Source organism: Streptomyces sp. NPDC043952 (assembly GCF_056435325.1).
Window position 1 is genome coordinate 16,869 of the sequence record NZ_JBWKES010000029.1, and the last position, 22,836, is coordinate 39,704.

General features: G+C 72.2%; 22 protein-coding genes and 1 riboswitch. Of the genes, 9 read left to right on the forward strand and 13 right to left on the reverse strand.

Features of this window, described 5'->3' with window-relative positions; translation table 11 throughout:
- Positions 1-19: 19 nt before the first annotated feature.
- The 5 genes from AC069R_RS26240 to thrC all read right to left on the reverse strand — a co-directional run bounded on the left by AC069R_RS26240 (position 20) and on the right by thrC (position 5,480).
- Positions 20-1,147: an NADH:flavin oxidoreductase gene (locus AC069R_RS26240; RefSeq protein WP_478769272.1), complete on the reverse strand. Its 1,128-nt coding sequence runs from the start codon at positions 1,145-1,147 to the stop codon at positions 20-22.
- A 203-nt stretch (positions 1,148-1,350) separates the two neighbouring features.
- Entirely contained in the window at positions 1,351-2,973 is a 1,623-nt protein-coding gene (gene groL, locus AC069R_RS26245) for a chaperonin GroEL (protein ID WP_397985336.1), read from the reverse strand.
- Between the two features lie 301 nt (positions 2,974-3,274).
- Positions 3,275-3,478, reverse strand: coding sequence for a cold-shock protein (locus tag AC069R_RS26250; protein WP_037653356.1), 204 nt, complete (start codon positions 3,476-3,478; stop codon positions 3,275-3,277).
- A gap of 443 nt (positions 3,479-3,921) precedes the next feature.
- Positions 3,922-4,200: a MoaD/ThiS family protein gene (locus AC069R_RS26255; RefSeq protein WP_397985335.1), complete on the reverse strand. Its 279-nt coding sequence runs from the start codon at positions 4,198-4,200 to the stop codon at positions 3,922-3,924.
- Positions 4,197-5,480, reverse strand: coding sequence for a threonine synthase (gene thrC / locus AC069R_RS26260; RefSeq protein WP_478769273.1), 1,284 nt, complete (start codon positions 5,478-5,480; stop codon positions 4,197-4,199). Before thrC ends, AC069R_RS26255 begins: the two co-directional genes overlap by 4 nt.
- Positions 5,481-5,498: 18 nt before the next feature.
- Positions 5,499-5,644: riboswitch (SAM riboswitch) on the reverse strand.
- A gap of 161 nt (positions 5,645-5,805) precedes the next feature.
- Between thrC and AC069R_RS26265 the strand changes: the two genes are divergently transcribed.
- Both AC069R_RS26265 and AC069R_RS26270 read left to right on the forward strand, forming a co-directional pair.
- On the forward strand, positions 5,806-6,750 hold the full coding sequence (locus tag AC069R_RS26265) for a glucosyl-3-phosphoglycerate synthase (RefSeq protein WP_397985333.1): 945 nt from the start codon (positions 5,806-5,808) through the stop codon (positions 6,748-6,750).
- A gap of 83 nt (positions 6,751-6,833) precedes the next feature.
- Positions 6,834-8,261 (forward strand): alpha,alpha-trehalose-phosphate synthase (UDP-forming), encoded by a 1,428-nt coding sequence (locus tag AC069R_RS26270; RefSeq protein WP_478769274.1) that lies wholly within the window; start codon positions 6,834-6,836, stop codon positions 8,259-8,261.
- Here AC069R_RS26270 and otsB read toward each other — a convergent pair.
- From otsB to AC069R_RS26285, 3 genes are all read right to left on the reverse strand, one after another.
- Positions 8,249-9,082, reverse strand: a complete 834-nt coding sequence (gene otsB, locus AC069R_RS26275; protein ID WP_478769275.1) for a trehalose-phosphatase — start codon at positions 9,080-9,082, stop codon at positions 8,249-8,251. The genes AC069R_RS26270 and otsB overlap by 13 nt on opposite strands.
- Before the next feature lie 444 nt (positions 9,083-9,526).
- Positions 9,527-9,766: a DUF3263 domain-containing protein gene (locus AC069R_RS26280; protein WP_478769276.1), complete on the reverse strand. Its 240-nt coding sequence runs from the start codon at positions 9,764-9,766 to the stop codon at positions 9,527-9,529.
- 16 nt (positions 9,767-9,782) lie between these two features.
- Entirely contained in the window at positions 9,783-11,048 is a 1,266-nt protein-coding gene (locus tag AC069R_RS26285) for an extracellular solute-binding protein (protein WP_478769277.1), read from the reverse strand.
- Positions 11,049-11,187: 139 nt separating this feature from the next.
- Between AC069R_RS26285 and AC069R_RS26290 the strand changes: the two genes are divergently transcribed.
- The 3 genes from AC069R_RS26290 to AC069R_RS26300 all read left to right on the forward strand — a co-directional run bounded on the left by AC069R_RS26290 (position 11,188) and on the right by AC069R_RS26300 (position 14,322).
- Positions 11,188-12,126, forward strand: a complete 939-nt coding sequence (locus tag AC069R_RS26290; RefSeq protein WP_478769278.1) for an ROK family protein — start codon at positions 11,188-11,190, stop codon at positions 12,124-12,126.
- Positions 12,126-13,289, forward strand: coding sequence for an N-acetylglucosamine-6-phosphate deacetylase (nagA, locus tag AC069R_RS26295; RefSeq protein WP_478769279.1), 1,164 nt, complete (start codon positions 12,126-12,128; stop codon positions 13,287-13,289). The genes AC069R_RS26290 and nagA overlap by 1 nt, the downstream gene beginning before the upstream one ends.
- Before the next feature lie 106 nt (positions 13,290-13,395).
- Entirely contained in the window at positions 13,396-14,322 is a 927-nt protein-coding gene (locus tag AC069R_RS26300; protein WP_478769280.1) for a 1-phosphofructokinase family hexose kinase, read from the forward strand.
- Positions 14,323-14,334: 12 nt separating this feature from the next.
- On the opposite strand, the gene AC069R_RS26305 is transcribed toward AC069R_RS26300, so the two are convergent.
- Together AC069R_RS26305 and cdgB are read right to left on the reverse strand one after the other, a co-directional pair.
- Entirely contained in the window at positions 14,335-15,252 is a 918-nt protein-coding gene (locus AC069R_RS26305; protein WP_478769281.1) for a carbohydrate-binding protein, read from the reverse strand.
- Between the two features lie 117 nt (positions 15,253-15,369).
- Positions 15,370-17,019: a diguanylate cyclase CdgB gene (gene cdgB, locus AC069R_RS26310; RefSeq protein ID WP_478769282.1), complete on the reverse strand. Its 1,650-nt coding sequence runs from the start codon at positions 17,017-17,019 to the stop codon at positions 15,370-15,372.
- 385 nt (positions 17,020-17,404) lie between these two features.
- Between cdgB and AC069R_RS26315 the strand changes: the two genes are divergently transcribed.
- Entirely contained in the window at positions 17,405-17,896 is a 492-nt protein-coding gene (locus AC069R_RS26315) for a flavin reductase family protein (protein WP_478769323.1), read from the forward strand.
- A gap of 24 nt (positions 17,897-17,920) precedes the next feature.
- On the opposite strand, the gene arfB is transcribed toward AC069R_RS26315, so the two are convergent.
- Positions 17,921-18,349 carry an alternative ribosome rescue aminoacyl-tRNA hydrolase ArfB gene (gene arfB, locus AC069R_RS26320; RefSeq protein ID WP_478769283.1) on the reverse strand — a complete coding sequence of 143 codons (429 nt, stop codon included), beginning with the start codon at positions 18,347-18,349 and terminating at the stop codon, positions 17,921-17,923.
- Between the two features lie 176 nt (positions 18,350-18,525).
- On the opposite strand from arfB, the gene AC069R_RS26325 reads away from it, so the two are divergent.
- A complete protein-coding gene (locus tag AC069R_RS26325; protein WP_145485859.1) occupies positions 18,526-19,101 on the forward strand; it encodes a TerD family protein in 576 nt (191 codons plus the stop codon).
- 74 nt (positions 19,102-19,175) lie between these two features.
- Here AC069R_RS26325 and AC069R_RS26330 read toward each other — a convergent pair whose 3' ends face one another.
- Entirely contained in the window at positions 19,176-20,567 is a 1,392-nt protein-coding gene (locus AC069R_RS26330; RefSeq protein ID WP_478769284.1) for a M1 family metallopeptidase, read from the reverse strand.
- Positions 20,568-20,750: 183 nt separating this feature from the next.
- Here AC069R_RS26330 and AC069R_RS26335 point away from each other — a divergent pair, with 183 nt between their 5' ends.
- Entirely contained in the window at positions 20,751-21,251 is a 501-nt protein-coding gene (locus tag AC069R_RS26335; RefSeq protein ID WP_397985320.1) for a hypothetical protein, read from the forward strand.
- A 25-nt stretch (positions 21,252-21,276) separates the two neighbouring features.
- Here the strand turns inward: AC069R_RS26335 and AC069R_RS26340 are convergent, their stop codons facing one another.
- Complete coding sequence (locus AC069R_RS26340) at positions 21,277-21,954, reverse strand: pentapeptide repeat-containing protein (RefSeq protein ID WP_478769285.1); 678 nt, start codon at positions 21,952-21,954, stop codon at positions 21,277-21,279.
- Positions 21,955-22,056: 102 nt separating this feature from the next.
- On the opposite strand from AC069R_RS26340, the gene AC069R_RS26345 reads away from it, so the two are divergent.
- The coding region (locus AC069R_RS26345) for an MFS transporter (RefSeq protein ID WP_478769286.1) at positions 22,057-22,836 on the forward strand (780 nt) is incomplete at its 3' end.

Here is a 22,836-nt window from a genome sequence, read left to right on the forward strand (position 1 = left end):
GGCCGCGCGATCCGGGCCCTCAGCTGAGGGTCTTCAGCGACGCCGCGTCGTACGGCGCCAGCTCCGACACCCGGCCCGCGAGCACCTTCGCCGCCCACTCGGGGTCCTGGAGCAGCGCCCGCCCGACCGCGACCATGTCGAACTCCTCGGCCTCCAGCCGGTCGAGCAGGTCGTCGATGCCCTGCACCGGGGAGCCCTGGCCGGCGAACGCGCCGGTGAAGTCGCCGTCGAGGCCGACCGAGCCGACGCTGATGGTCTGCTTGCCGGTGAGCTTCTTCGTCCAGCCCGCGAGGTTGAGGTCGGAGCCCTCGAACTCGGGGAGCCAGTAGCGGCGGGTGGAGGCGTGGAAGACGTCGACGCCGGCCGCGGCGAGCGGGGTCAGGATCGCCTCCAGCTCCTGCGGGGTCTCGGCGAGCCGGGCGGTGTAGTCCTGCTGCTTCCACTGCGAGTAGCGGAAGAGGATCGGGAAGCCGGCCGAGACCCGCTCGCGGACCGCGGCGACGATCTCCGCGGCGAACTTGGTGCGGGCCACCGGGTCGCCGCCGTACGCGTCGGTGCGACGGTTGGTGCCCTCCCACAGGAACTGGTCGAGGAGGTAGCCGTGGGCGCCGTGCAGTTCCACGCCGTCGAAGCCGATGCGCTCGGCGTCCGCGGCGGCCTGGGCGAACGCGGCGATGACGTCGTCCAGGTCCTGCTGGGTCATGGCCTTGCCGGTGGGCTCGGCGCCCGCGGTGACCAGACCGGAGGGGCCCATCGCGGGGGCGGCCGGGAAGGGGGCGTCGCCGTCCTTGCGGACCATGCCGATGTGCCACAGCTGCGGGACGATGGTGCCGCCCGCCGCGTGCACGTCCTCGGCGACCTTCGCCCAGCCCGCCAGCTGCTCCTCGCCGTGGAACCGCGGCACCCGGTCGCTCTGGCCGGCCGACTCGTGGCCGACGTAGGTGCCCTCGGTGACGATCAGGCCGACGCCTGCGGCGGCGCGCCGGGAGTAGTACGAGCGCACGTCCTCACCGGGGATGCCGCCGGGCGAGAACATCCGGGTCATCGGGGCCATCACGATCCGGTTGGGGACGGTGAGGCCGCCCAGGGTGATGGGGCGGGAGAGTACCTGGGCCGCGCGGGAGGCGGGCTGCGTGTCGACGGTCACGTGAGGGCTCCTCGGAAAGCTGCTGACCGGGCGGTATGTGAATGCGCATTGTTGCAGACGCTTAAGTAACTCGCTCGGCGCGGGCCGGCATTCCCGCCCCCGGCAGCCGTCGTCTGTGACCCCGGACACGCCCGAGGGCGGCACCCCCTGTCCCTGACAGGAAGTGCCGCCCTCGGCAAGGACGTTGATCAACCGGAGGTCGATCAGAAGTCCATGTCACCGCCCGGCATGCCGCCCGGAGCGGCCGCGGCGGCCTTCTCCGGCTTGTCGGCGATGACGGCCTCGGTGGTGAGGAACAGCGCGGCGATGGAGGCGGCGTTCTGCAGCGCGGAACGGGTCACCTTCGCCGGGTCGATGATGCCCTCGGCGACCAGGTCGACGTACTCGCCGGTCGCGGCGTTCAGGCCGTGGCCCGGAGTCAGGTTGCGCACCTTCTCCACCACGACACCGCCCTCAAGGCCGGCGTTGACGGCGATCTGCTTCAGCGGGGCCTCCAGGGCGATGCGCACGGCGTTGGCACCGGTCGCCTCGTCACCCTCCAGCTCCAGCTTCTCGAAGACCTGGGAGGCCTGGAGCAGGGCCACGCCACCACCGGCGACGATGCCCTCCTCGACGGCCGCCTTGGCGTTGCGCACGGCGTCCTCGATGCGGTGCTTGCGCTCCTTGAGCTCCACCTCGGTGGCGGCACCGGCCTTGATGACCGCGACGCCGCCCGCGAGCTTGGCCAGGCGCTCCTGGAGCTTCTCGCGGTCGTAGTCCGAGTCGCTGTTCTCGATCTCGGCGCGGATCTGGTTCACCCGGCCGTTGACCTGCTCGGAGGAGCCGGCACCGTCGACGATGGTGGTCTCGTCCTTGGTGATGACGACCTTGCGGGCGCGGCCCAGGAGGTCCAGGGTCGCGTTCTCCAGCTTGAGGCCGACCTCCTCGGAGATGACCTCGCCGCCCGTGAGGATGGCGATGTCGCCGAGCATGGCCTTGCGGCGGTCGCCGAAGCCCGGAGCCTTGACGGCGACGGACTTGAAGGTGCCGCGGATCTTGTTGACGACCAGGGTCGACAGGGCCTCGCCCTCGACGTCCTCGGCGATGATCAGCAGCGGCTTGCCCGACTGCATGACCTTCTCCAGGAGCGGGAGCAGGTCCTTGACGGAGCTGATCTTGGAGTTCGCGATGAGGATGTACGGGTCCTCGAGCGACGCCTCCATGCGCTCCATGTCGGTGGCGAAGTAGGCGGAGATGTAGCCCTTGTCGAAGCGCATGCCCTCGGTGAGCTCAAGCTCCAGACCGAAGGTGTTGCTCTCCTCGACGGTGATGACGCCTTCCTTGCCGACCTTGTCCATCGCCTCGGCGATGAGCTCGCCGATCTGGGTGTCGGCGGCGGAGATGGACGCGGTGGAGGCGATCTGCTCCTTGGTCTCGACGTCCTTCGCCTGCTCGAGGAGGGCGGCGGAGACGGCCTCGACGGCCTTCTCGATACCGCGCTTCAGAGCCATCGGGTTGGCACCGGCGGCGACGTTGCGCAGGCCCTCCTTGACCAGGGCCTGGGCGAGCACGGTCGCGGTGGTCGTACCGTCACCGGCGACGTCGTCCGTCTTCTTGGCGACTTCCTTGACCAGCTCGGCGCCGATCTTCTCGTACGGGTCCTCGAGCTCGATCTCCTTGGCGATGGAGACACCATCGTTGGTGATCGTGGGGGCGCCCCACTTCTTCTCGAGGACGACGTTGCGACCCTTGGGGCCGAGCGTCACCTTGACGGCGTCCGCGAGCTGGTTCATGCCGCGCTCGAGGCCGCGCCGCGCCTCCTCGTCGAACGCGATGATCTTGGCCATGTGAAGTGGTCCCTCCAGGACTGGGGGTGATTCCTTCGGACCGCGCCCGCGCCCGCGACGGACGGCTCGCCGGCCTGTGGTTCCTTGCCCCACGTGGCCCGCGGACCTCACCGACCCGGTCCTTCGTTGTCACTCTCACCTTCAGAGTGCTAACGCCAATGATTAGCACTCGGCATGCCCGAGTGCAAGCGCCTCGGGTGCCACGGCGGGCGGGTCAGCCGGGGGCGAACACCGTCCGGGGCCGGGCACGCCGAAGGGCCCGCACCCTGTGCGAGGTGCGGGCCCTTCGGTGGAGAAACGTTCAGACGGCGACGCGAACCATGTCGGCCTGCGGACCCTTCTGGCCCTGCGAGATCTCGAACTCGACTCGCTGGCCCTCCTCCAGGGTGCGGTAGCCGTCCATCTGAATGGCGCTGTAATGGACGAAGACGTCCGCACCACCGTCGACCGCGATGAAGCCGTACCCCTTCTCCGCGTTGAACCACTTGACGGTGCCCTGAGCCATGCCTAACTCCCCTATTACTGGCCCTTGCACAGATCCGCACTTCGCGGACCCGGGTCAGACCTCGCCCCCGATGCACCGGGGGCGTGCGCCGGAACGCGTCGACCGCGGCTGAATGTATCTGTCCAACTGCCCTCTGCAACAGGTCAATTGGACGAGAATTCTGGACGAGAACGATCCGGAATGTAGGGAGAATTCACCCGAATTCAGGGCAAGTCGGGCCCCGTAAAAGACACAAAAGCCGCGGAATGCCCGTGCATTTTGGCTACTTCTTATCGGGCCCGCGGAAGAGAATCGAGGGCTAACCCTCGATCGACTCAGGGCGCCTTCCCCAACTGTACCGCGCTCAATCACGCAGAATTGCCCCCTCCGCTTCTCTCACGGAGAGGGCAATCCGATACACCTTCGGTGACCGTCATTACCGAAGGTAACGTCCGGTCGTCCGGTCAGCAGCCGCCGGCCACCGCCGGGATGATGGAGACGCCCGCGCCGTCCGGGGTGGAGGTCTGCAGGCCCTGCTCGAAACGCACGTCGTCGTCGTTGACGTACACGTTCACGAACCGGCGCAGCCGGCCCTGGTCGTCCAGGACGCGGGCGGCGATGCCGGTGTGGTTCTTCTCCAGGTCCTCGATGACCTCGGCGAGGGTCGCGCCCTCGGCGGCCACCTCGGACCGCCCGCCGGTGTAGGTACGCAGGATGGTGGGGATGCGAACGGTCACGCTCATGCGAGGCCAGCCTCTCGGAAGGAGTCCAGGGTCGGGCGGATGGTGGCGGTCAGGCCGGTGCCGGCCACCGCGTCGAGGGTCTTGAGGCCGTCGCCGGTGTTCAGGACGACGGTGGTCTTCGCCGGGTCGAGCACTCCGCTCTCGATCAGCTTCTTCGTGACGCCGACGGTCACGCCGCCCGCCGTCTCGGCGAAGATGCCCTCGGTGCGGGCCAGCAGCTTGATCGCGGCCACGATCTGCTCGTCCGTCACGTCCTCCACCGCGCCGCCGGTGCGCCGGGCGATGTCCAGGACGTAGGGGCCGTCGGCCGGGTTGCCGATCGCGAGGGACTTGGCGATGGTGTCCGGCTTCTGGGGCCGGACCACGTCGTGGCCCGCCTTGAAGGCCGTGGACACCGGGGAGCACCCCGCCGCCTGGGCGCCGAAGATCTTGTACGGCCTGTCCTCGACCAGCCCGAGTTCGATCAGCTCCCGCAGCCCCTTGTCGATCTTGGTGAGCTGGGAGCCGGAGGCGATCGGGACCACGATCTGGTCGGGCAGCCGCCAGCCGAGCTGCTCGCAGATCTCGTACGCCAGGGTCTTGGAGCCCTCGGCGTAGTACGGCCGCAGGTTCACGTTGACGAAGCCCCAGCCCTCGCCGGCCGGGTCGCCGATCAGCTCGGAGCAGAAACGGTTCACGTCGTCGTAGTTGCCCTCGATGCCGACGAGTTCACCGCCGTAGACCGCGGCCATGACGACCTTGCCCTGCTCCAGGTCGTGCGGGATGAACACGCAGGAGCGCAGGCCCGCGCGGGCGGCGGCGGCGCCGACGGCACCCGCGAGGTTGCCGGTGGAGGAGCAGGACAGGGTGGTGAAGCCGAAGGCGCGGGCCGCCTCCAGGGCCTGGGCGACCACCCGGTCCTTGAAGGAGTGGGTCGGGTTGCCGGAGTCGTCCTTGACGTACAGACCGCCGGTGACGCCGAGTTCGCGGGCCAGGTTGTCGGCTTTGACCAGCTTGGTCCAGCCGGGGTGGAGGTTCGGCTTGCCGGCCACGTCGGCCGGGACCGGCAGCAGCGGGGCGTAGCGCCAGATGCTGGCGGGGCCGTCCTCGATCCGCTTGCGGAGTTCCCCGGTGTCGTAGCCGGAGAAGTCGTAGGCGATCTCCAGCGGGCCGAAGCACTCCTCGCAGGCGAAGACCGGGCCGAGCGGCACGCGGTGGCCGCATTCGCGACAGCTGAGGGCGGCGGCGGGGCCGAGGTCGACGGTGGAGGTACCGGAGGTGGCAACTGTCTGCACAGCCATGAGAGGCGAGGCCCTTTCTCCTCATCTTCCTCACGACGCACTTCGCCGTGAGACGGATTTGGCACCTTCCCTAGCCGGGAGCCTCGCTGCTATGAGAACGAGAACCGGCTGGAGGGTTGCCGGGGCTTCATCGGGCCGTGTCCCTCTGCCCCTCTGGATGAGCGGTATTCGATTGTGTCCGCACTGCTGCGGCAGGTCCGCGCGCGACCCCGACATGCGATGGTCATCGGCGTTGCTCAAGACTGTAACCGAAGGCCTGGAGAGTTGAGATAGTCGTCCGTACCGCGAGACGAGACCGCGAGGCGAGCGTGAGGAGCCGGGGACCGTGCTGGAAGAAGTCGAGCGCTGGATGGGCAACCGCTCCTGGTCCGTGCGCGACCGTCCCTCGCACCAGGTCCTCGCCGCGAAGCAGCGCACCGGCCAGACCATCAGCGTGGTGCTGCCCGCCCTCGACGAGGAGGAGACGGTCGGCGAGATCGTCGCGGTGATCCGGCGCGATCTGATGGAGCGGGTGCCGCTCGTCGACGAGGTCCTGGTGATCGACTCGGGCTCCGCCGACCGCACCTCCGAGGTCGCCGCCGCGGCGGGCGCGCGGGTGGTGCACCGGGACGCGATCCTGCCCCGGATACCGGCCGTGCCGGGCAAGGGCGAGGTGCTGTGGCGCTCGCTGCTCGTCGCCACCGGGGACATCATCTGCTTCGTCGACGCGGACCTGCGGGAGTTCTCCTCCGACTTCGTCCTCGGCATCGTCGGCCCGCTGCTCACCGAGCCGGACGTCCAGCTGGTCAAGGCGATGTACGACCGTCCGCTCGCCGGTGCGGCGGGGCAGGGCGGCCGGGTCACCGAGCTGATGGCGCGCCCGCTGCTGAACATGCACTGGCCGCAGCTCGCGGGCTTCGTACAGCCGCTGGGCGGGGAGTACGCGGCCCGGCGCTCGCTGCTGGAACAGCTGCCGTTCCCGGTCGGGTACGGGGTCGAGCTGGGCATGCTGGTGGACGCCCTGCACCTGGTGGGGCTCGACGCGCTGGCCCAGGTGGACGTCGGGGTGCGCAAGCACCGGCACCAGGACGGGCAGGCGCTCGGCCGGATGGCGGCGGCCATCTACCGCACGGCCCAGCTGCGGCTGGCCCGCGGCCATCTCGTGCGCCCCGCGCTGACCCAGTTCGAGCGGGGCGTGACCGGTTTCGAGCCGCGCACGTACGCGGTGGACACCGAGGAGCGGCCGCCGATGACGCAGATCGCGGAGTACGCCCGGCGCCGGGTGGCGTGAAAGCGCGCGGGCGGCCGTATACGACCGGCTCCGGACCGGGTCCGCGGGTTTGAGTGTTCCCAGGTCGGGCTAGGTTGTGGACCATGGCTTCCACGCACGGTGCTGAGGTGCTGGTCGCGTCCAATCGCGGCCCGGTTTCGTACGAGGCGGGCGAGGACGGTTCGCTGCGCGCCAAGCGGGGCGGCGGCGGGCTCGTCTCGGGCCTGTCGGCGATCGGTCCGGAGACGAACGCGGTCTGGGTGTGCGCCGCGCTGGGCGACGGCGACCGCGAGGCGGTGCGCCGCGCCGGGGGCGGGCTGTTGCCGGAGGCGGACACCGGCGGGCAGCGGGTGCGGATGCTCGGCATCGACCCGGAGGTCTTCGCCGACGCGTACAACGGGATCGCCAACTCGGTGCTCTGGTTCGTGCACCACATGCTGTACCAGACACCGCTGGAGCCCGTCTTCGACGCGGACTTCCGGCGGCAGTGGGCGGCGTACCAGGCGTACAACCAGGCGTTCGCCGAGGCGCTGGCCGAGGAGGCGGGCGACGGCGCGGCGGTGCTGATCCAGGACTACCACCTGGCGCTCGCCCCGCGGATGCTCCGCAGGCTGCGGCCCGATCTGCGCATCGGCCACTTCTCGCACACCCCGTGGGCTCCGGCGGAGTACTTCCGGCTGCTGCCGGACGACATCGCGGCGGAGCTGCTGACCGGGATCCTCGGCGCGGACCGGGCGGCGTTCCTCACCCGGCGCTGGGCGGACGCGTTCACCGGGTGCTGCCACGCGGTGCTGGGGCCCGGCATCCCCGCGGGCACCCGGATCGGGGTGCACGGTCTGGGCGCGGACGCCGACTTCCTGCGCGAGCGCTCCCACCGGCCGGACGTGGAGGAGCGGATGGCGGCGCTGCGCGCGGAGATCGGGGAGGGCCGGCGGACGATCGTCCGGGTGGACCGCACCGAGCTGTCCAAGAACATCGTGCGCGGGCTGCTGGCGTACCGGCAGCTGCTGGACGACCACCCCGAGTGGCGGGAGAAGGTCGTGCACGTCGCGTTCGCGTACCCCTCCCGGCAGGACCTCGCCGTGTACCGGGACTACACGGCCGAGGTGCGGCGGGTCGCGGAGGAGATCAACTCGGCGTACGGGACGCCGGGTTGGACCCCGGTGGTGCTGCATGTGAAGGACGACTTCGCGCGCTCCCTGGCCGCGTACCGGCTCGCCGACGTGGCGCTGGTCAACCCGATCCGGGACGGCATGAACCTGGTCGCCAAGGAGGTGCCGGTCGTCTCCGACGAGGGGTGCGTGCTGGTGCTCTCGCGGGAGGCGGGGGCGCACGAGGAGATGGGCGAGGACGCGCTCACGGTCAACCCGTACGACGTCACGGGCACGGCCGAGACGCTGCACACGGCGCTGACCATGCCGGCGGCGGAGCGTGCCGAGCGCTCGAAGCGGCTGGCCGCGGCGGGCACGGCGCTGCCGCCGGCCCGGTGGTTCCTGGACCAGCTGCACGCCCTGGACGATCAGTCCAGCTGAGCCGCCAGCGCGGTGAGGAGTCCTACGACGCCCTCGGGGCCGTCGACCACCAGGTCGGCCCGCTCGGCCAGTTCGGCGACCTCCGTGCTGCCGCTGCACACGAGGAGTCCCGGTGTGCCCTCGGCGCGGAGTTTGTCGACGGCGGCGTAGGCGGGGAGGTCGCCGAGGTCGTCGCCGGCGTAGAGGACGGACCCGGCGCCGGTCTCGCGGAGGTACTCGCCGAGGGCGACGCCCTTGTCCATGCCCGGCGGGCGCAGTTCGAGGACCATGCGGCCGGGTTCGACGATCAGGCCGTGCCGGGTGGCGAGGTCGGTGAGCGGGGCGCGCAGGGCCTCGTACGCGGCCTGCGGGTCCTGGGCGCGGCGCGTGTGTACGGCGACGGCGCGGCCCTTCTCCTCGATCCAGGTGCCCCGCCAGGCGCCGACCCGGTCCAGCAGGCCGGGCAGCTCGGCGCGGACGGCGGCGACGCCGGGGTGCGGGGCGGGGGCGGTGACGGTGCCGGTGGCGGCGTCCCAGCGTTCGGCGCCGTAGTGGCCGAGGACGGTGAGGTGGTCGAGGCCGGGGACGCCGGCGAAGCCGCCGTAGCGGACCGCGACGCCGGCGGGGCGGCCGGTGATCACGGCGATGTGGGCGACCTTGGGGGCGAGGGCGGTCAGGGCGGCGACGGCGGCGGGGTGGGCGCGGGCCTGTTCGGGGTCGGCGACGATGGGGGCGAGGGTGCCGTCGAAGTCCAGGCCGATCACCGCGGTGCCGGGGTTCGCGAGCAGCGCGGCGAGTCCGTCCCGGCCGGCCGGGGTGGCGGGGGTCGGCAGAGGGTCCATGTACCGACACTATCCAGCGGAGCCGCATGTCACGCCTGGGCCCCGGCCCGCGTTCCCACCGGCACTCCGCCCCACCCCCCGCCAGAGGCTCCACCCCCGTCCCGCGCCTCGCCCACCCCGGCCCGCGTTCCCACCGGCACTCCGCCCCAGCCCCCGCCAGGGGCTCCGCCCCCGGACCGCGCCTCGCCCACCCCGGCCCGCGCCTCGCCCACCCCGGCCCGCGCCTCGCCCACCCACCACCCGACTCGGTCGGCAAGAAGGCACCGCCGCAACCCGCCCCGCCCCGCGCGAAGCCGACACCGCGACTCAGCCCGCACGAATCCCGCGCCGCGCCCCGGCCCACGCGAAGACCGAGTCACCCCCCGGCCCGCGCGAAGACCGCGTCGCGGGCGGCCCGCGGCCTTCGCTCGGTCGGTCGGTCGGGGGAGCAGGGGGCGGTCCGGCTCAGCGTTCCGAGCGTCGGGTCTCGCGGATGCGGCGCAGGCGGTTCACCGTGACGGGGTCGTGGGAGAGGGCGCGTTCGTCGTCGAGGAGGGCGTTGAGGAGCTGGTAGTAGCGGACCGGGGAGAGGTGCAGGTCCTCGCGGATGGCGCGTTCCTTCGCGCCGGGGCCGGGAAAGCCCCGGCGTTCCAGCGCGAGGATCGCCTTCTCGCGGTCGCCCAGTTCCGTGTCGCCCGGTTCCATGGGGAAACCGTAGCGCTCAGCCGGCGCTGGCCGCGCTGTCCGCCGCGGTGGCCGTGGCCTGGAGGCGGGTGAGGACGGACGCGGGGTCGCCGCCGGGCGCGACGGCCTGGCCGATGTTCTGCTTCACGGCCGCGCTCACCGCCGCCCAGGAGGTCTTGCCCACCGGGTACAGCTCGCTCGTGGGGAGCTGGTCCAGGAAGGGGTGCAGCGCCTTGTCGGGGGCCGCGTCCGACGCGCTCATGGCGTTGGAGGCGGAGGTGGTGACCGGCAGGAGCCCGTAGTCGCGGGAGAAGTCGAGGACGTTCTTCTCGCTGTAGACGTAGTTCAGGAAGTCGCCGATCTGGTCGGCGTGGCCGTTCTGCTTGAACGCCATCATCCAGTCGGTCACCCCCATCGACGCCCGCGCCCGCCCGGTCCGGCTCGGCGTCGGCACCATGCCGAAGCGCACGCCCTTCGCCTCGGCCTGCTGGATCAGCGTGGGGTGCCCGTCGACCATGCCGACCTGTCCGTCGGCGAACGCCGCGAACGCCTGCGCCCGGTTCAGCTTCCCCGGCGGCACCGGCCCGGTCAGCCCCTTGGCGACCAGGTCGTCCTTCAGCCAGGTGAAGGTCCGCACGTTCTGCTCGGAGTCGATGGTGTAGCTGCCGATGTCGTCGGTGTAGCCCGTGCCCCCGGTGCCGCCGTCGCCGCCGCTGAGCAGCCACTGCATCGTCTCGGCCTGCGCCTCCTCGGGCCCGAGCGGCAGCGCGAAGGGGTACTTCACGCCCTTCGCCTTGAGCGCTTTGGCGTCCGCGGCCAGCTCGTCCCAGCTGGTCGGCGGGGTGATCCCGGCGCTCGAGAAGAGGGTCTTGTTGTAGAACAGCACGCGCGTGGACGCGGCGAAGGGTATGCCGTACTGCGTATGGCTCCACTGGCCGGCGTCGGCCAGCTGGGAGAGGAAGTCCGCCTGGGTGCGGATGGAGAGCAGGTCGGAGGCCGCGTAGAGCTTCCCGGCGGCCGCGTAGTCGGCGTAGGCGCCGATCTGCGCCATGTCCGGCGCGTGGCCCGCGTCGACCATCTCCTTGACCTTGCGGTCGACGTCGTTCCAGGAGTAGACGCTGACCTGGATCTTCACGCCCGGATGCGTCGTCTCGTACTCCTTGACCAGCGAGTCCCAGTACTTCTGCGAACTGTTCGCCGCCGAGTCGCCGTAGTCCGCGGCCACGAGTCTGAGGGTCACATCGGAGGAGCCCGTGCTCCCACAGCCGCCGAGGAGCGCGGTCATGCCCATCGCGGACACCATCGCGATCATTCCTGCCGTACGCCGACGCACCGTCAAAATCCCAACCCTGCTGTTCGAACGATTCATGAGATGAACGCCTAAGGTCTACACCACGTGAATGGACTAGACCTCTTGCGGGTCAGCGGGCCACACTGTCCCCGTGAGACATGTCATCGCCCTGGACGTGGGCGGTACCGGGATGAAGGCCGCCCTCGTCGGGGACGACGGCGCCCTGCTGCACCGCGCCCGCCGCGCCACCGGCCGCGAGCGCGGCCCCGACGCGGTGGTCGCCGGCATCCTCGACTTCGCCGCCGACCTGTTCGCGTACGGCACCGAGCACCACGGCCCGCCGGCCGCCGCCGGCATCGCGGTCCCCGGCATCGTCGACGAGGCGCGGGGCACCGCCGTCTACGCCGCCAACCTCGGCTGGAAGGACGTACCGCTGCGCGCGCTGCTCGCCGAGCGGCTCGGGGTGCCCGTCGCGCTCGGCCACGACGTGCGCACCGGCGGCCTCGCCGAGGGCCGGATCGGCGCGGGCCGGGGCGCCGACCGCTTCCTGTTCGTGCCGCTCGGCACCGGCATCGCGGGCGCGATCGGGATCGACGGCCGGGTGGAGTCCGGGGCGCACGGCTTCGCGGGCGAGATCGGCCATGTCGTCGTACGGCCCGGCGGTGCGCCCTGCCCCTGCGGACAGCGCGGCTGCCTGGAGCGGTACGCCTCCGCGTCCGCCGTCAGCGAGGCCTGGGCGGCGGCCGGCGGGGGCCCGGACGCGGACGCGGCCGACTGCGCGCGGGCCGTCACGGCGGGCGACCCGGAGGCCCGGCGGATCTGGCAGGAGGCGGTGGACGCGCTCGCCGACGGCCTGGTCACCGCGCTCACCCTGCTGGACCCGCGCACGCTGATCGTCGGTGGCGGTCTCGCGGAGGCGGGGGAAGTGTTGTTCCAGCCCCTGCGGGACGCCGTCCGGCGCCGGGTCACCTTCCAGAAACTGCCGTCCATCGTCCCCGCCGCCCTCGGCGACACCGCCGGCTGCCTGGGCGCGGGGCTGCTCGCGCGGGATCTGCTGACGACCACTTCTACTCCGGAGGTAGACACCTGATGGCCAGCCCCACAGGAGCCGCGACGCACCCGCAGGTGCTCACCGGCGCGAACGTGGTACTTCCCACGGGCACGGTGAAGAACGGCACCGTGGCCATCGACGGCCGGCGCATCACCGGCGAGACCCCGGCCGGCGCCCGGACCCTCGACGTCACCGGCCACTGGCTCGTCCCCGGCTTCGTCGACCTCCACAACCACGGCGGCGGCGGAGCCTCCTTCGCCGGCACCGCCGAGCAGATCCTCACCGCCGTCCGCACCCACCGCGAGCACGGCACCACCACCCTCGTCGCCTCCACCGTCACCGACGAGATGGACCTGCTGGTCCGCCGCGCCGGGCTGCTCAGCGAGCTGGCCGAGCAGGGCGACATCGCGGGCATCCACTTCGAGGGGCCGTTCATCTCGCCGTGCCGCAAGGGCGCCCACTCCGAGGCGCTGCTGCGCCACCCGGAGCCGGCCGAGGTCCGCAAGCTGATCGACGCGGCGCGCGGGCAGGCCCGGATGCTCACCCTGGCCGCCGAGCTGCCGGGCGGCATCGACTCGGTACGGCTGCTCGCCGAGCACGGGGTGATCGCCGCGATCGGGCACACGGACGCGACGTACGAGCAGACGGTGGACGCCATCGAGGCGGGTGCCACGGTCGCCACGCACCTCTTCAACGCGATGCCCGCCCTCGGCCACCGGACGCCGGGCCCGGTCGCCGCCCTGCTGGAGGACGAGCGGGTGACGGTCGAGCTGATCAACGACGGCACGCATCTGCACCCGGCCGCCCTGGAGCTGGCCTTCCATCACGCGGGCGCGGACCGGGTCGCGTTCATCACGGACGCGATGGACGCGGCCGGCGCCGGTGACGGCCGCTATCTGCTGGGCCCGCTGGAGGTCGAGGTCAGCGAGGGGGTGGCGCGGCTGGTGGAGGGCGGTTCGATCGCGGGCTCCACGCTGACCCTGGACCGGGCGTTCAAGCGGGCGGTGACCGTGGACCGGCTGCCGGTGGAGGACGCGGTGAAGGCGCTGTCCGCCAACCCGGCCCGGCTGCTGGGCCTTTCCGACCGCGTCGGCTCCCTGGAGCCCGGCAAGGACGCGGACCTGGTGCTGCTGGACGCGGACTTCGACGTGCGGGGCGTGATGCGGCGCGGCGAGTGGGTGGTCGCTCCCCAACTGGGCTGATACGCCCGGCTTTTCCTTTGGCGGCGGCCGCCCCGCGACTGGGCCGGCCGCCGTCTCTTTGGCATGATCGGGGCCCGGAACGACGGCTTCGAGGGAGGCAGACCGGGTGATCCTCACGGTCACGCTGAACACCGCTCTCGACATCACCTATCGGGTGCGGTCACTGCGTCCGCACGCCTCGCACCGGGTCTCGGAGGTCAGCGAGCGTCCGGGCGGCAAGGGCGTGAACGCGGGCCGGGTGCTCGCCGCGCTCGGGCACCAGGTGACGGTCACCGGGTTCGCGGGCGGCGGCACCGGCCGGGCGGTACGGGACCGGCTCGCCGGGACCGGGGGCCTGACGGACGCGCTGGTGCCGGTGGCGGGGGCGAGCCGGCGCACGATCGCGGTGGTGGACGAAGTCTCCGGCGACACGACCCAGTTGAACGAGCCGGGCCCGCAGATCACGCCCGCCGAGTGGGCCGCCTTCCTGGACCGCTACGCGGAACTTGTGCCGGGCGCCTCGGCGGTGGCCCTGTGCGGCAGCCTGCCGCCGGGGGTGCCGGTGGGGGCGTACGCGGGCCTGATACGCACGGCGCGCTCCCTGGGCGTACCGGTGCTGCTGGACACCAGCGGAGAGCCGCTGCGCCGCGGGGTGGCGGCCCGCCCCGACATCATCAAGCCCAACGCCGACGAGCTGGCCGAACTCACCGGCTCCCACGACCCGTTGCGCGCCACCGAGGACGCCCGCCGCCGGGGCGCCCACACGGTCGTCGCCTCCCTGGGCCCCAACGGCCTCCTCGCCGCCACCCCCGAGGGCCGCTGGCGCGCCACCCCACCGGGCCGGGTGCACGGCAATCCGACCGGCGCGGGCGACTCGGCGGTCGCCGCGCTGCTGTCCGGCCTGGTGAGCCGCCTGCCCTGGCCGGTCCGGCTCGCCCACGCCGTCGCCCTCGCGGCGGCCACCGTCCGGGCGCCCGCCGCGGGCGAGTTCGACCGGGGGACGTACGAGGAGCTGCTGGGACGGGTCACGGTGACCGGCCAGGCCGGCCACTGAGCCGCGCCGGGCTCAGCTGGTGACCCGGCCCGCCTTCAGCCACAGCTGGTCCAGCAGGACGTTGCACTTGTCGCCGGGCTGGCAGGAGATGGAGATGGTGTTGTTGCCCTTCTTGAGGGTGGGCCACACGTAGGAGCGGGTCCAGCCCTGGGCGAAGTCGTTGTCGGCGGCGTGCCGCCAGTTCCGCAGCCCGAGCTTGCTGCCGTACTCCTTGCCGTTGATGGTGACCGTCATCGACTGGTCCTCGCCGGTGGCGCTGTACCCGGTGAAGAGGGTGTAGTCGCCGTCCGAGGGGACGTCCACGCTCCAGGTGACGGAGGCGCCGACCTGGTTCAGACCGCCCACGTACTTGCCGCCCGCGGCGCGCGAGCCCTTGACGTCGGTGGCCGGCGCGGCGCCGCCCGACAGCTGCACCGAGCTGTCCGCGGCATCGGTCTTCGGCAGGCCCGAACCGGCCGAGCTGCTGCTCGTCGGGGTCGGGTTCGTGGACTGGCTCTGGGTCGGGGTGGTGTCCGCCTGGCTGTCGGACGTGTCGTCCGAGTTGCCGTGGATCATGGCGACGCCGATGCCGATGACCACCGCGGCGACCACCGCGATCGCGCCGATCAGCAGGCCCTTGGTGTTGGGGCCACGGCGGCCGGGGCCGGGCTGCGGGGCGGGGGCGCGGCCCGCGGGCGGTGCTCCGCCGGGAAGGGTCTCCGGGGCCTGGTAGTGCGCGTTCGGCTGGCCGTAGGCGCCCTGCTGCGGAACGTAAGGGGGCTGCTGCTGGCCGTACTGACGCTCGCCGACCGTGCGCACCCTGCTGACCGAGTTCGGGTAGCCGTAGCCACCGGAGGGCGGCTGGGCTCCCCTGGCCTGGCCGTCTGCGTACAGATAGCCGAACGGGTCGTCTTCCTCGGGCGTGCTCGCGCCGTTGTCGCCGGGCGTCATCCCTTGGTACTCCTCAACAGGTGCGAACGGATACGGTCATGGCTGGAAAGGCGAGCCTACCCGTTCCGGTTGCTTCAAACGGGTGACGCAGACCGCATCAACTCGCTGACCTGGGGCTCATCCCGCGCGGCGGTGCTGTTTGGGACGAGATCGTTTCTCTACGTACATCCGCTCGTCGGCGGACTTCAGCACTTCGTCGGCCGTCATGCCGCAGTGCGCCCAGCCGATGCCGAAGCTCGCCCCCACCCGGACCGCCCGGCCCTCGGCCCGGATCGGCTGGATGATCTCGTTGCGCAGCCGTACCGCCAGGTCCTCGGCGTCGGCGCGGCCGAGCCCGTCGGCGAGGATCACGAACTCGTCGCCGCCGAGCCGGGCCACCGTGTCGCCGTCGCGCACCCCCTGGGACAGCCGCCGGGCGACCTCGATCAGGACGGCGTCGCCCGCGTTGTGCCCGAACCGGTCGTTGATCGACTTGAAGCCGTCCAGGTCGCAGAAGAGCACCGCGAGCCCCTTGGTGCCGTCGTCCTGCTCGCCCTCGGGGGCGACGGTGTGCACATGGTGGTCGTAGCCGTCGTACGACTCCGTGCCGGGCGCGAAGTCGAAGCCGTGCCCGGCGGGGCCGTCGAAGCCCGGGTGGCCGTAGGCCGCGTCCAGGGACTCCAGGGCGTGCGGCGGACGGCGGCACAGCCGGGCGGCGAGCCGTGAGCGCAGCTCGGCGGAGTTCGGCAGGCCGGTCAGCGAGTCGTGCGAGGCGCGGTGGGCGAGCTGCAGCTCGCGGCGCTTGCGCTCCTCGATGTCCTCGACGTGGGTGAGCAGGAAGCGGGGCCCGTCGGCGGCGTCCGCGACCACGCTGTTGCGCAGCGACACCCAGACGTAGCTGCCGTCGCGGCGGCCGAGGCGCAGCTCGGCGCGGCCGCCCTCGGCCGAGGTGCGCAGCAGGGTGCCGATGTCCTCGGGGTGCACCAGGTCGGAGAAGGAGTAGCGGCGCATCGCGGAGGCCGGGCGGCCGAGCAGCCGGCACAGGGCGTCGTTGGTGCGCAGGATGCGGCCGTGCTGTTCGCCGCCCATCTCGGCGATGGCCATGCCGGACGGCGCGTACTCGAACGCCTGCCGGAAGCTCTCCTCGCTCGCCCGCAGCGCCTGCTGCTCGCGCTCCAGGCGGACCAGGGCGCGCTGCATGTTGGAGCGCAGCCGGGCGTTGCTGATCGCGATGGCGGCCTGGAAGGCGTACATCTGAAGGGCCTCGCGGCCCCAGGCGCCGGGCAGCCGGCCGTTGCGCGGGCGGTCGACGGATATGACGCCGAGCAGTTCGCCGCTGGAGCCGCCCGGCGCGCCCGGTGTGTACATGGGGGCGAAGAGGCGGTCGGAGGGGTGCCACTCGTCCTCGAAGCGGGGCGCGGGGCCGTCGGTGAACCACTGGGGCACATCGTCGTCGTCCAGCACCCAGCCCTCGGTGTGCGGTATGAAGACGAGGTCGCCCCAGCGTTCGCCCATGCCCAGGCGCCGGTCCCAGGCCGCGCGGGAGCCGACCCGGCCGGTGATCAGGGCCTCGGCGGCGGAGTTGCCGGCGAACGCGGCGACGACGAGATCGCCGTCGGGGCGTACCAGGTTCACGCCCGCCATCTCGTATCCGAGGGCGTTGACCACGCCGTCGGCGACGGTCTGCAAGGTGTCCGCCAGGCTGCGCGCCGTGTTCATGTCCGCCATGACCTGGTGCAGCTGCCGCAGGGACGCAAGACGGACGTACGGCTCCGACTCGGTCTCCATGCTCGCCCTCCCCCCGAGACCTCGCAGCGAATCAAGGGTCGTCGTCTTCGGCGCCTCGTGGTTGCTCCAGCAGTTTCACCGCCACTGAATCACAGCGCGCTGCTCACCCGGTACACAGGGTCAACAATTCCTGCCCCTTGTGACTCAAGTCACAGCAAAACATGAACAATTGGGCGGGGTTTCAGCGTTTTCCGTGCGTTCACCCCATGGCCTGTTCCCGGTCCCGCTCCGCCGCTGGTCCTAGGACCCGGCTCGGGCTCGGGCCCGATGCGTCGGGCGCAGAGCGCAGACTAGCGTTTCCGGCGTGCTGAAGACGCCTTCTCCCGCCGCCCTCGCAGCTTCCGGGCATGCTGAGGGGGTGAGCAACGACGAGTTCCGGGCCGCGATGTCCCGGCTGGCCGCGGGTGTGGTCCTGGTGACCGCGCAGGAACCGCCGCTCGATCCCGGCGACCCTGACGCGCCGGGCGTGGAGGACGTCGGCATGACCGCGACGGCCTTCCTGTCGGTCTCCCTCGATCCGCCGCTGGTGCTGGTCAGCCTGCGGGAGGGCTCGCGCATGGACGACCTGCTCGCCGAACAGCCGCTGTGGGCGGTGTCGGTGCTCGCGGAGAGCCAGCGGCACATCGCGGGCCGCTTCGCCATGAAGGGCCGCATCAGCGACCGGCTCCTCTTCGAGGACATCGCCTACACGCGGGGCGAGGTCACGCACGCCCCGCTGGTCGGCGGCGCGCTCGCCACGCTGGAGTGCCGCACGGAGCAGCGGGTGGCGGCGGGCGACCACACCCTGGTCATCGGCCGGGTGCTGACGGCACGGGTACCGAGCGCGGAGGGCGGCCCGCTGACGTACTTCCGGGGCCGCTACCGGCAGTTGGGCTGAGCCTCACCGCGCGGGGCGGGGTCCCTACCCCCAGTCGCGCCCCGAGCGCCCGCGCTTGGTCTCGGCGCGCTGCTTCTTCTCCCGCAGCCGGCGCTCGTTGATGCCCCGCGGTATCCGGGTGGGCCTGCGGGGCTTGGGCGGGGGTGCGGTGGCCTCCGCGAGGAGGGCGGCGAGGCGGACGGCGGCGGTCTCGCGGTTGCGCCACTGGGAGCGGTGCTCGGACGACCGTACGGTCACCACCCCGTCGACGAGCCGGGTGGCCAGCCGCTCCAGGGCGCGCTCCTTCCACACCGGCGGCAGCGCCTCGCTGGCGGCGAGGTCGAAGCGCAGCTCCACCTGGGAGTCACTGGTGTTGACGTGTTGCCCACCGGGCCCCGACGACCTGGAGAAACGCCACATCAGCTCGGCCTCGGGGAGCGAGACGGAGCCGCGGATGACGTAAGGACCGGACATGCCCCCATGTTCCCGGCCGGGGCCCGTCCACGTCATCCGGATTTCCCGGAACCCGTGGAGAAGTCCGGGTAAAAAAGGTAAAGGGGTGCGGAACCACGGGGACCCCCCTGGACGTTCTTCCGGGTGCCGGTAGCTTCGTCGGCACGCACAGGGACAACTAGGAAGGGACTCCCAACATGGCTGTAAGCCTGTCCAAGGGTGGCAACGTCTCGCTCTCCAAGGAGGCTCCGGGCCTGACGGCCGTCACCGTGGGGCTCGGCTGGGACGTCCGCACCACCACGGGCACGGACTTCGACCTGGACGCCTCCGCCATCGCGGTCAACGCGCAGGGCAAGGTCTACTCGGACGCCCACTTCGTCTTCTTCAACAACAAGCAGACCCCGGACAGCACCATCGTGCACACCGGCGACAACCGCACGGGCGAGGGCGCCGGCGACGACGAGGCGATCAACGTCAACCTGGCCGGCCTCCCGGCCGACATCGACAAGATCGTCTTCCCGGTCTCCATCTACGACGCGGAGAACCGCGGCCAGAACTTCGGCCAGGTGCGCAACGCCTACATCCGCATCGTCAACCAGGCCGGCGGCGCGGAGATCGCGCGCTACGACCTGTCGGAGGACGCCGCCACCGAGACCGCCATGGTCTTCGGCGAGCTGTACCGCAACGGCGCGGAGTGGAAGTTCCGCGCGGTGGGCCAGGGTTACGCCTCGGGCCTGGTCGGCATCGCCCAGGACTTCGGCGTCAACGTCTGACGTACCGCACCTGCGCCCTTCCCCGCCCGAGTACCGGGGAAGGGCGGCAGACGGCCCGCGCGGGCGCGCCCCGGTCAGGGGTGGGCCGGTTTGCCGTCGCCGTACAGCCAGTCCTTCCAGATCTCGCCGAAGTCCTGGTCCGGGAAGCGGTGTTCGACGAACGCCGTGAAGTCCGCGGTGTTCGCGTTGCCGTAGCGGTGGGCGGCCGGCCAGGCGCGCAGCAGGGCGAAGAAGGCCTTGTCGCCGACCTTCTGCCGGATCTTGTGGAGCACCATCGCACCGCGCTCGTACACCGGCGAGCCGGAGATGTGCGCGGCGCCGGAGGGGTTCGCGGGCGGGAAGGCCCAGATAGCGCTGTCGTGGGCCCGGTAGTAGGACTGGAACGTCTGCTCGGCCGTGTCCCCGCCGTGGTCCTCGTCCCACAGCCACTGGGCGTACGTGGCGAACCCCTCGTTGAGCCACATGTCCCGCCAGGACTCGGGGGTCACGCAGTCGCCGTACCACTGGTGCGCCAGCTCGTGGACGAGGGTGCTCAGCTCCGGCGCGCCGGGGAAGAAGGGGCGGTTCTGGGTCTCCAGCGCGTACCCCGCGTCGTCCGGCCGGTCGATGATGACGCCGACGGAGGAGAAGGGGTACGGCCCGAACGTGTCCTCCTCCCACTTGACGACCTCGGGCAGCTTCGCGAGGACGCCCGCGCTCGCCTTGGCCTGCGTCGGATCGACCGCGGTGAGCACGGGCAGCCCGCCGGGGCCCTTGGACCGGGTGAGGTCGAAGTGCCCGATCGCGACGGTGGCGAGGTAGCTGGCCATGGGCTGCGCGGTGTGCCAGTGGTAGCTGGTACGGCCGCCACGGGTGGACTGGTCCGCCAACTCGCCGTTGGACAGGGCTTGCAGGCCCTGCGGGACGGTCACGGTGATGTCGTACGTGGCCTTGTCGGAGGGGTGGTCGTTGCCGGGGAACCACGCCATGGAACCGACCGGCTCGCCGAGCCCGAGCGCGCCGTCGGCCGTGCGCAGCCAGCCCTCCGCGGAGCCGTCGGGGTCGGTGAGGGTGCCGGGGACGCCGGAGTAGCGGACGGTCGTACGGAAGGTGTGGCCCTTGCGCAGATCGTCGTGCGGGCGGACGGTGAGTTCCTGCCCGGCCCGGTTGTAGCGGGCGTCCCGGCCGTCGACGCCGACCGAGTCCACGTGCAGCCCGGCGAGGTCCAGGTCGAACGCGGACAGGTCCTTGGTGGCGCGGGCCGTGATGACCGCCGTACCGGTGAGGCGGCGGGTGGCCGGGGTGTAGTCCAGGGTGAGGGCGTAGTGGCCGACGTCGTACCCGCCGTTGCCCGCCTTCGGGAAGTACGGGTCGCGCACGCCCGCGCCACCCGGTGTGCCGCGCACCCCGCTCCCGCACCCGGTGCCGGCCAGGGTGAGCACCAGCGCGACCGCGGCGGCCGGTACCAGGCGTACGGATCTGGACATGTCAGCGATCTTAGGCGGAAGCCGATCACGGGGGGAGTCTGCTCCGGGGGCGGGTCCAGCACCGGTCCGCACGCCACCCGCCTGCGCAAACGGCTCCGATACACAGGCGGCTCACAGGAAGGGCCGGAGTCCGGGACCGGGACCGCGCCCGGCGGTCCCGCGCCGCCGTGACACCATCGGTCCGTGCTCGACATCGGCTACGCCCTCTCCAACCGCTTCCCGGACCCCCCGCAGACCGACTACCGCCGCGCGGACGTCCGCGCGCTGCGGCACGATCTGTTCTGCGGGGACGTGTACCTCGCGGACACCAGGACGGACCGGGAGCTGTCCACGGCCTGGGGATGGGTGCCGGTGCTGGACTTCGCCTGGGCGCTGTGCGACATCGTGGAACGGCTCGACCGGGATCCGATGGGCTCCCGCGCCGCCCGGCCGCAGCGGGCGGAGCTGGACTTCACCGAGTCCAGTGACCGGCTGCTGTTCGAGCGCCGCTTCGGCTGGGTCGACATCACGGCCGACTGGCAGCCGCTGGACGAGGCCCCCCTCTCCTTCTCCCATGCCGAACTGCGCCGCGAGGCACGGGACTTCCTGCAGGACCTGGTCGCCGACCTCGTGGACCTGCACGAGGACCTGGGCGAGAACCCGGCGATCTGGACCCTCCAGGCCCGCTTCCCCCGCGTCGCGTAAGACCCCGCCGCCCCCGGTACGCCGCCTACTCCACGCGTATCCCGAGCGCCGCCGCCAGCGCCGGGGCCAGGTCGAGGAGCTGGCCGGTGCCGATCACCGCGCCGGACAGCCGGTCCAGACCCCGCGCGATCTCCAGCGGGGCGGCGCCGCGCAGATCGACGTCCTTCAGCGTGGCCCCGGTGAGGTCCGCGCCCTTCAGCGCGCAGTCCACGAACTCCACCCGCTCCAGGCGGGCGCCGCCGAAGTCCGGTTCGACCAGGACGCAGGACTCGAAGACGACGTCCCGCAGCCGGGCCATGCGCAGATTCAGGTAGTCGATCTTGCCGCCGCGCACCACGACCCGCTCCAGCACCGCGCCGTGCAGCTGGGTGCCGCCGAGGCGCGGGTCGGTCAGCTCGACGTCGCGCAGGGTGGCCTCGGACAGATCGGTGCCGACCCCGCGCAGGCCGGTGAGCGCGCAGTCGAGGACGCGGGCGTGGCGCAGCCGTGTCCCGTCGGCCGCGCAGCCCCGCAGCGCGCAGTCCATGAACCGGGCGCCCGCCGCGTCCTGGCCCGTCAGATCCGCGTCCCGGAACTCCAGCCCGTCGTAGTCCCCGTCCGGGTCGAGCCCGCCGCCGGTCCACGGCCGCAGCTCCGGCAGCCGCAGCTCCGGCCGCCGTGCGCCCCGTCCCACCCGGCTCCCGCCGGTCGTTCCCCTCGCCATGGGTCCCATGCTGCACCCGACCACTGACAATCACCCCCACCCGAGCCGTCCAGGTCGCGTCACCCGGATGCGATACGTCCCGATCCATGCTGTTCTGGCCAGATGAGCATCGGCCGAACGGGTGAGTTCCGGGCCGCCGCGGAGGGTACGGATCCGCACCGCTGGTGGGGGCTGGTCGTCATCGCCCTGGCCCAGCTGATGGTGGTCCTGGACGCCACGATCGTGAACATCGCGCTCCCCTCCGCGCAGCGCGCCCTGCACATGTCCGACGGCAACCGGCAGTGGGTGATCACCGCGTACACCCTCGCCTTCGGCGGGCTGCTCCTGGTGGGCGGCCGGATCGCCGATCTCGTGGGCCGAAAACGCGCCTTCGTGACCGGTCTGGCCGGCTTCGCGCTCGCCTCCGCGCTCGGCGGGGCGGCGACCGGCTCCGGGATGCTGTTCGGCGCCCGCGCGCTGCAAGGGGCCTTCGCCGCCGTGCTCGCGCCCTCCGCGCTGTCCCTGCTGACCACGATGTTCACCGATCCGCGCGAGCGCGGCAGGGCGTTCGGCGTCTTCAGCGCGCTGGCGGGCAGCGGTTCGGCGATCGGGCTGATCGTCGGCGGGGTGCTCACCGAGTACCTGACCTGGCGGTGGTGCCTGTACGTCAACGTGCCCATCGCGGCGCTCGCGGTCTTCGGCGCGTTCACGCTGCTGCACGACCGGCCGGGGCACGGCGACGTCCGGCTCGACGTGCCCGGCGCGCTGCTGGGCTGCGGCGGTCTGGCCGCGATCGTCTACGGCGTCGGGGGGGGGGGGGGGGGGGGGGGGGGGGGGGGGGGGGGGGGGGGGGGGGGGGGGGTGGTGGGGGGGGGGGGGGGGGGGGGGGGGATGTTGGTGGGA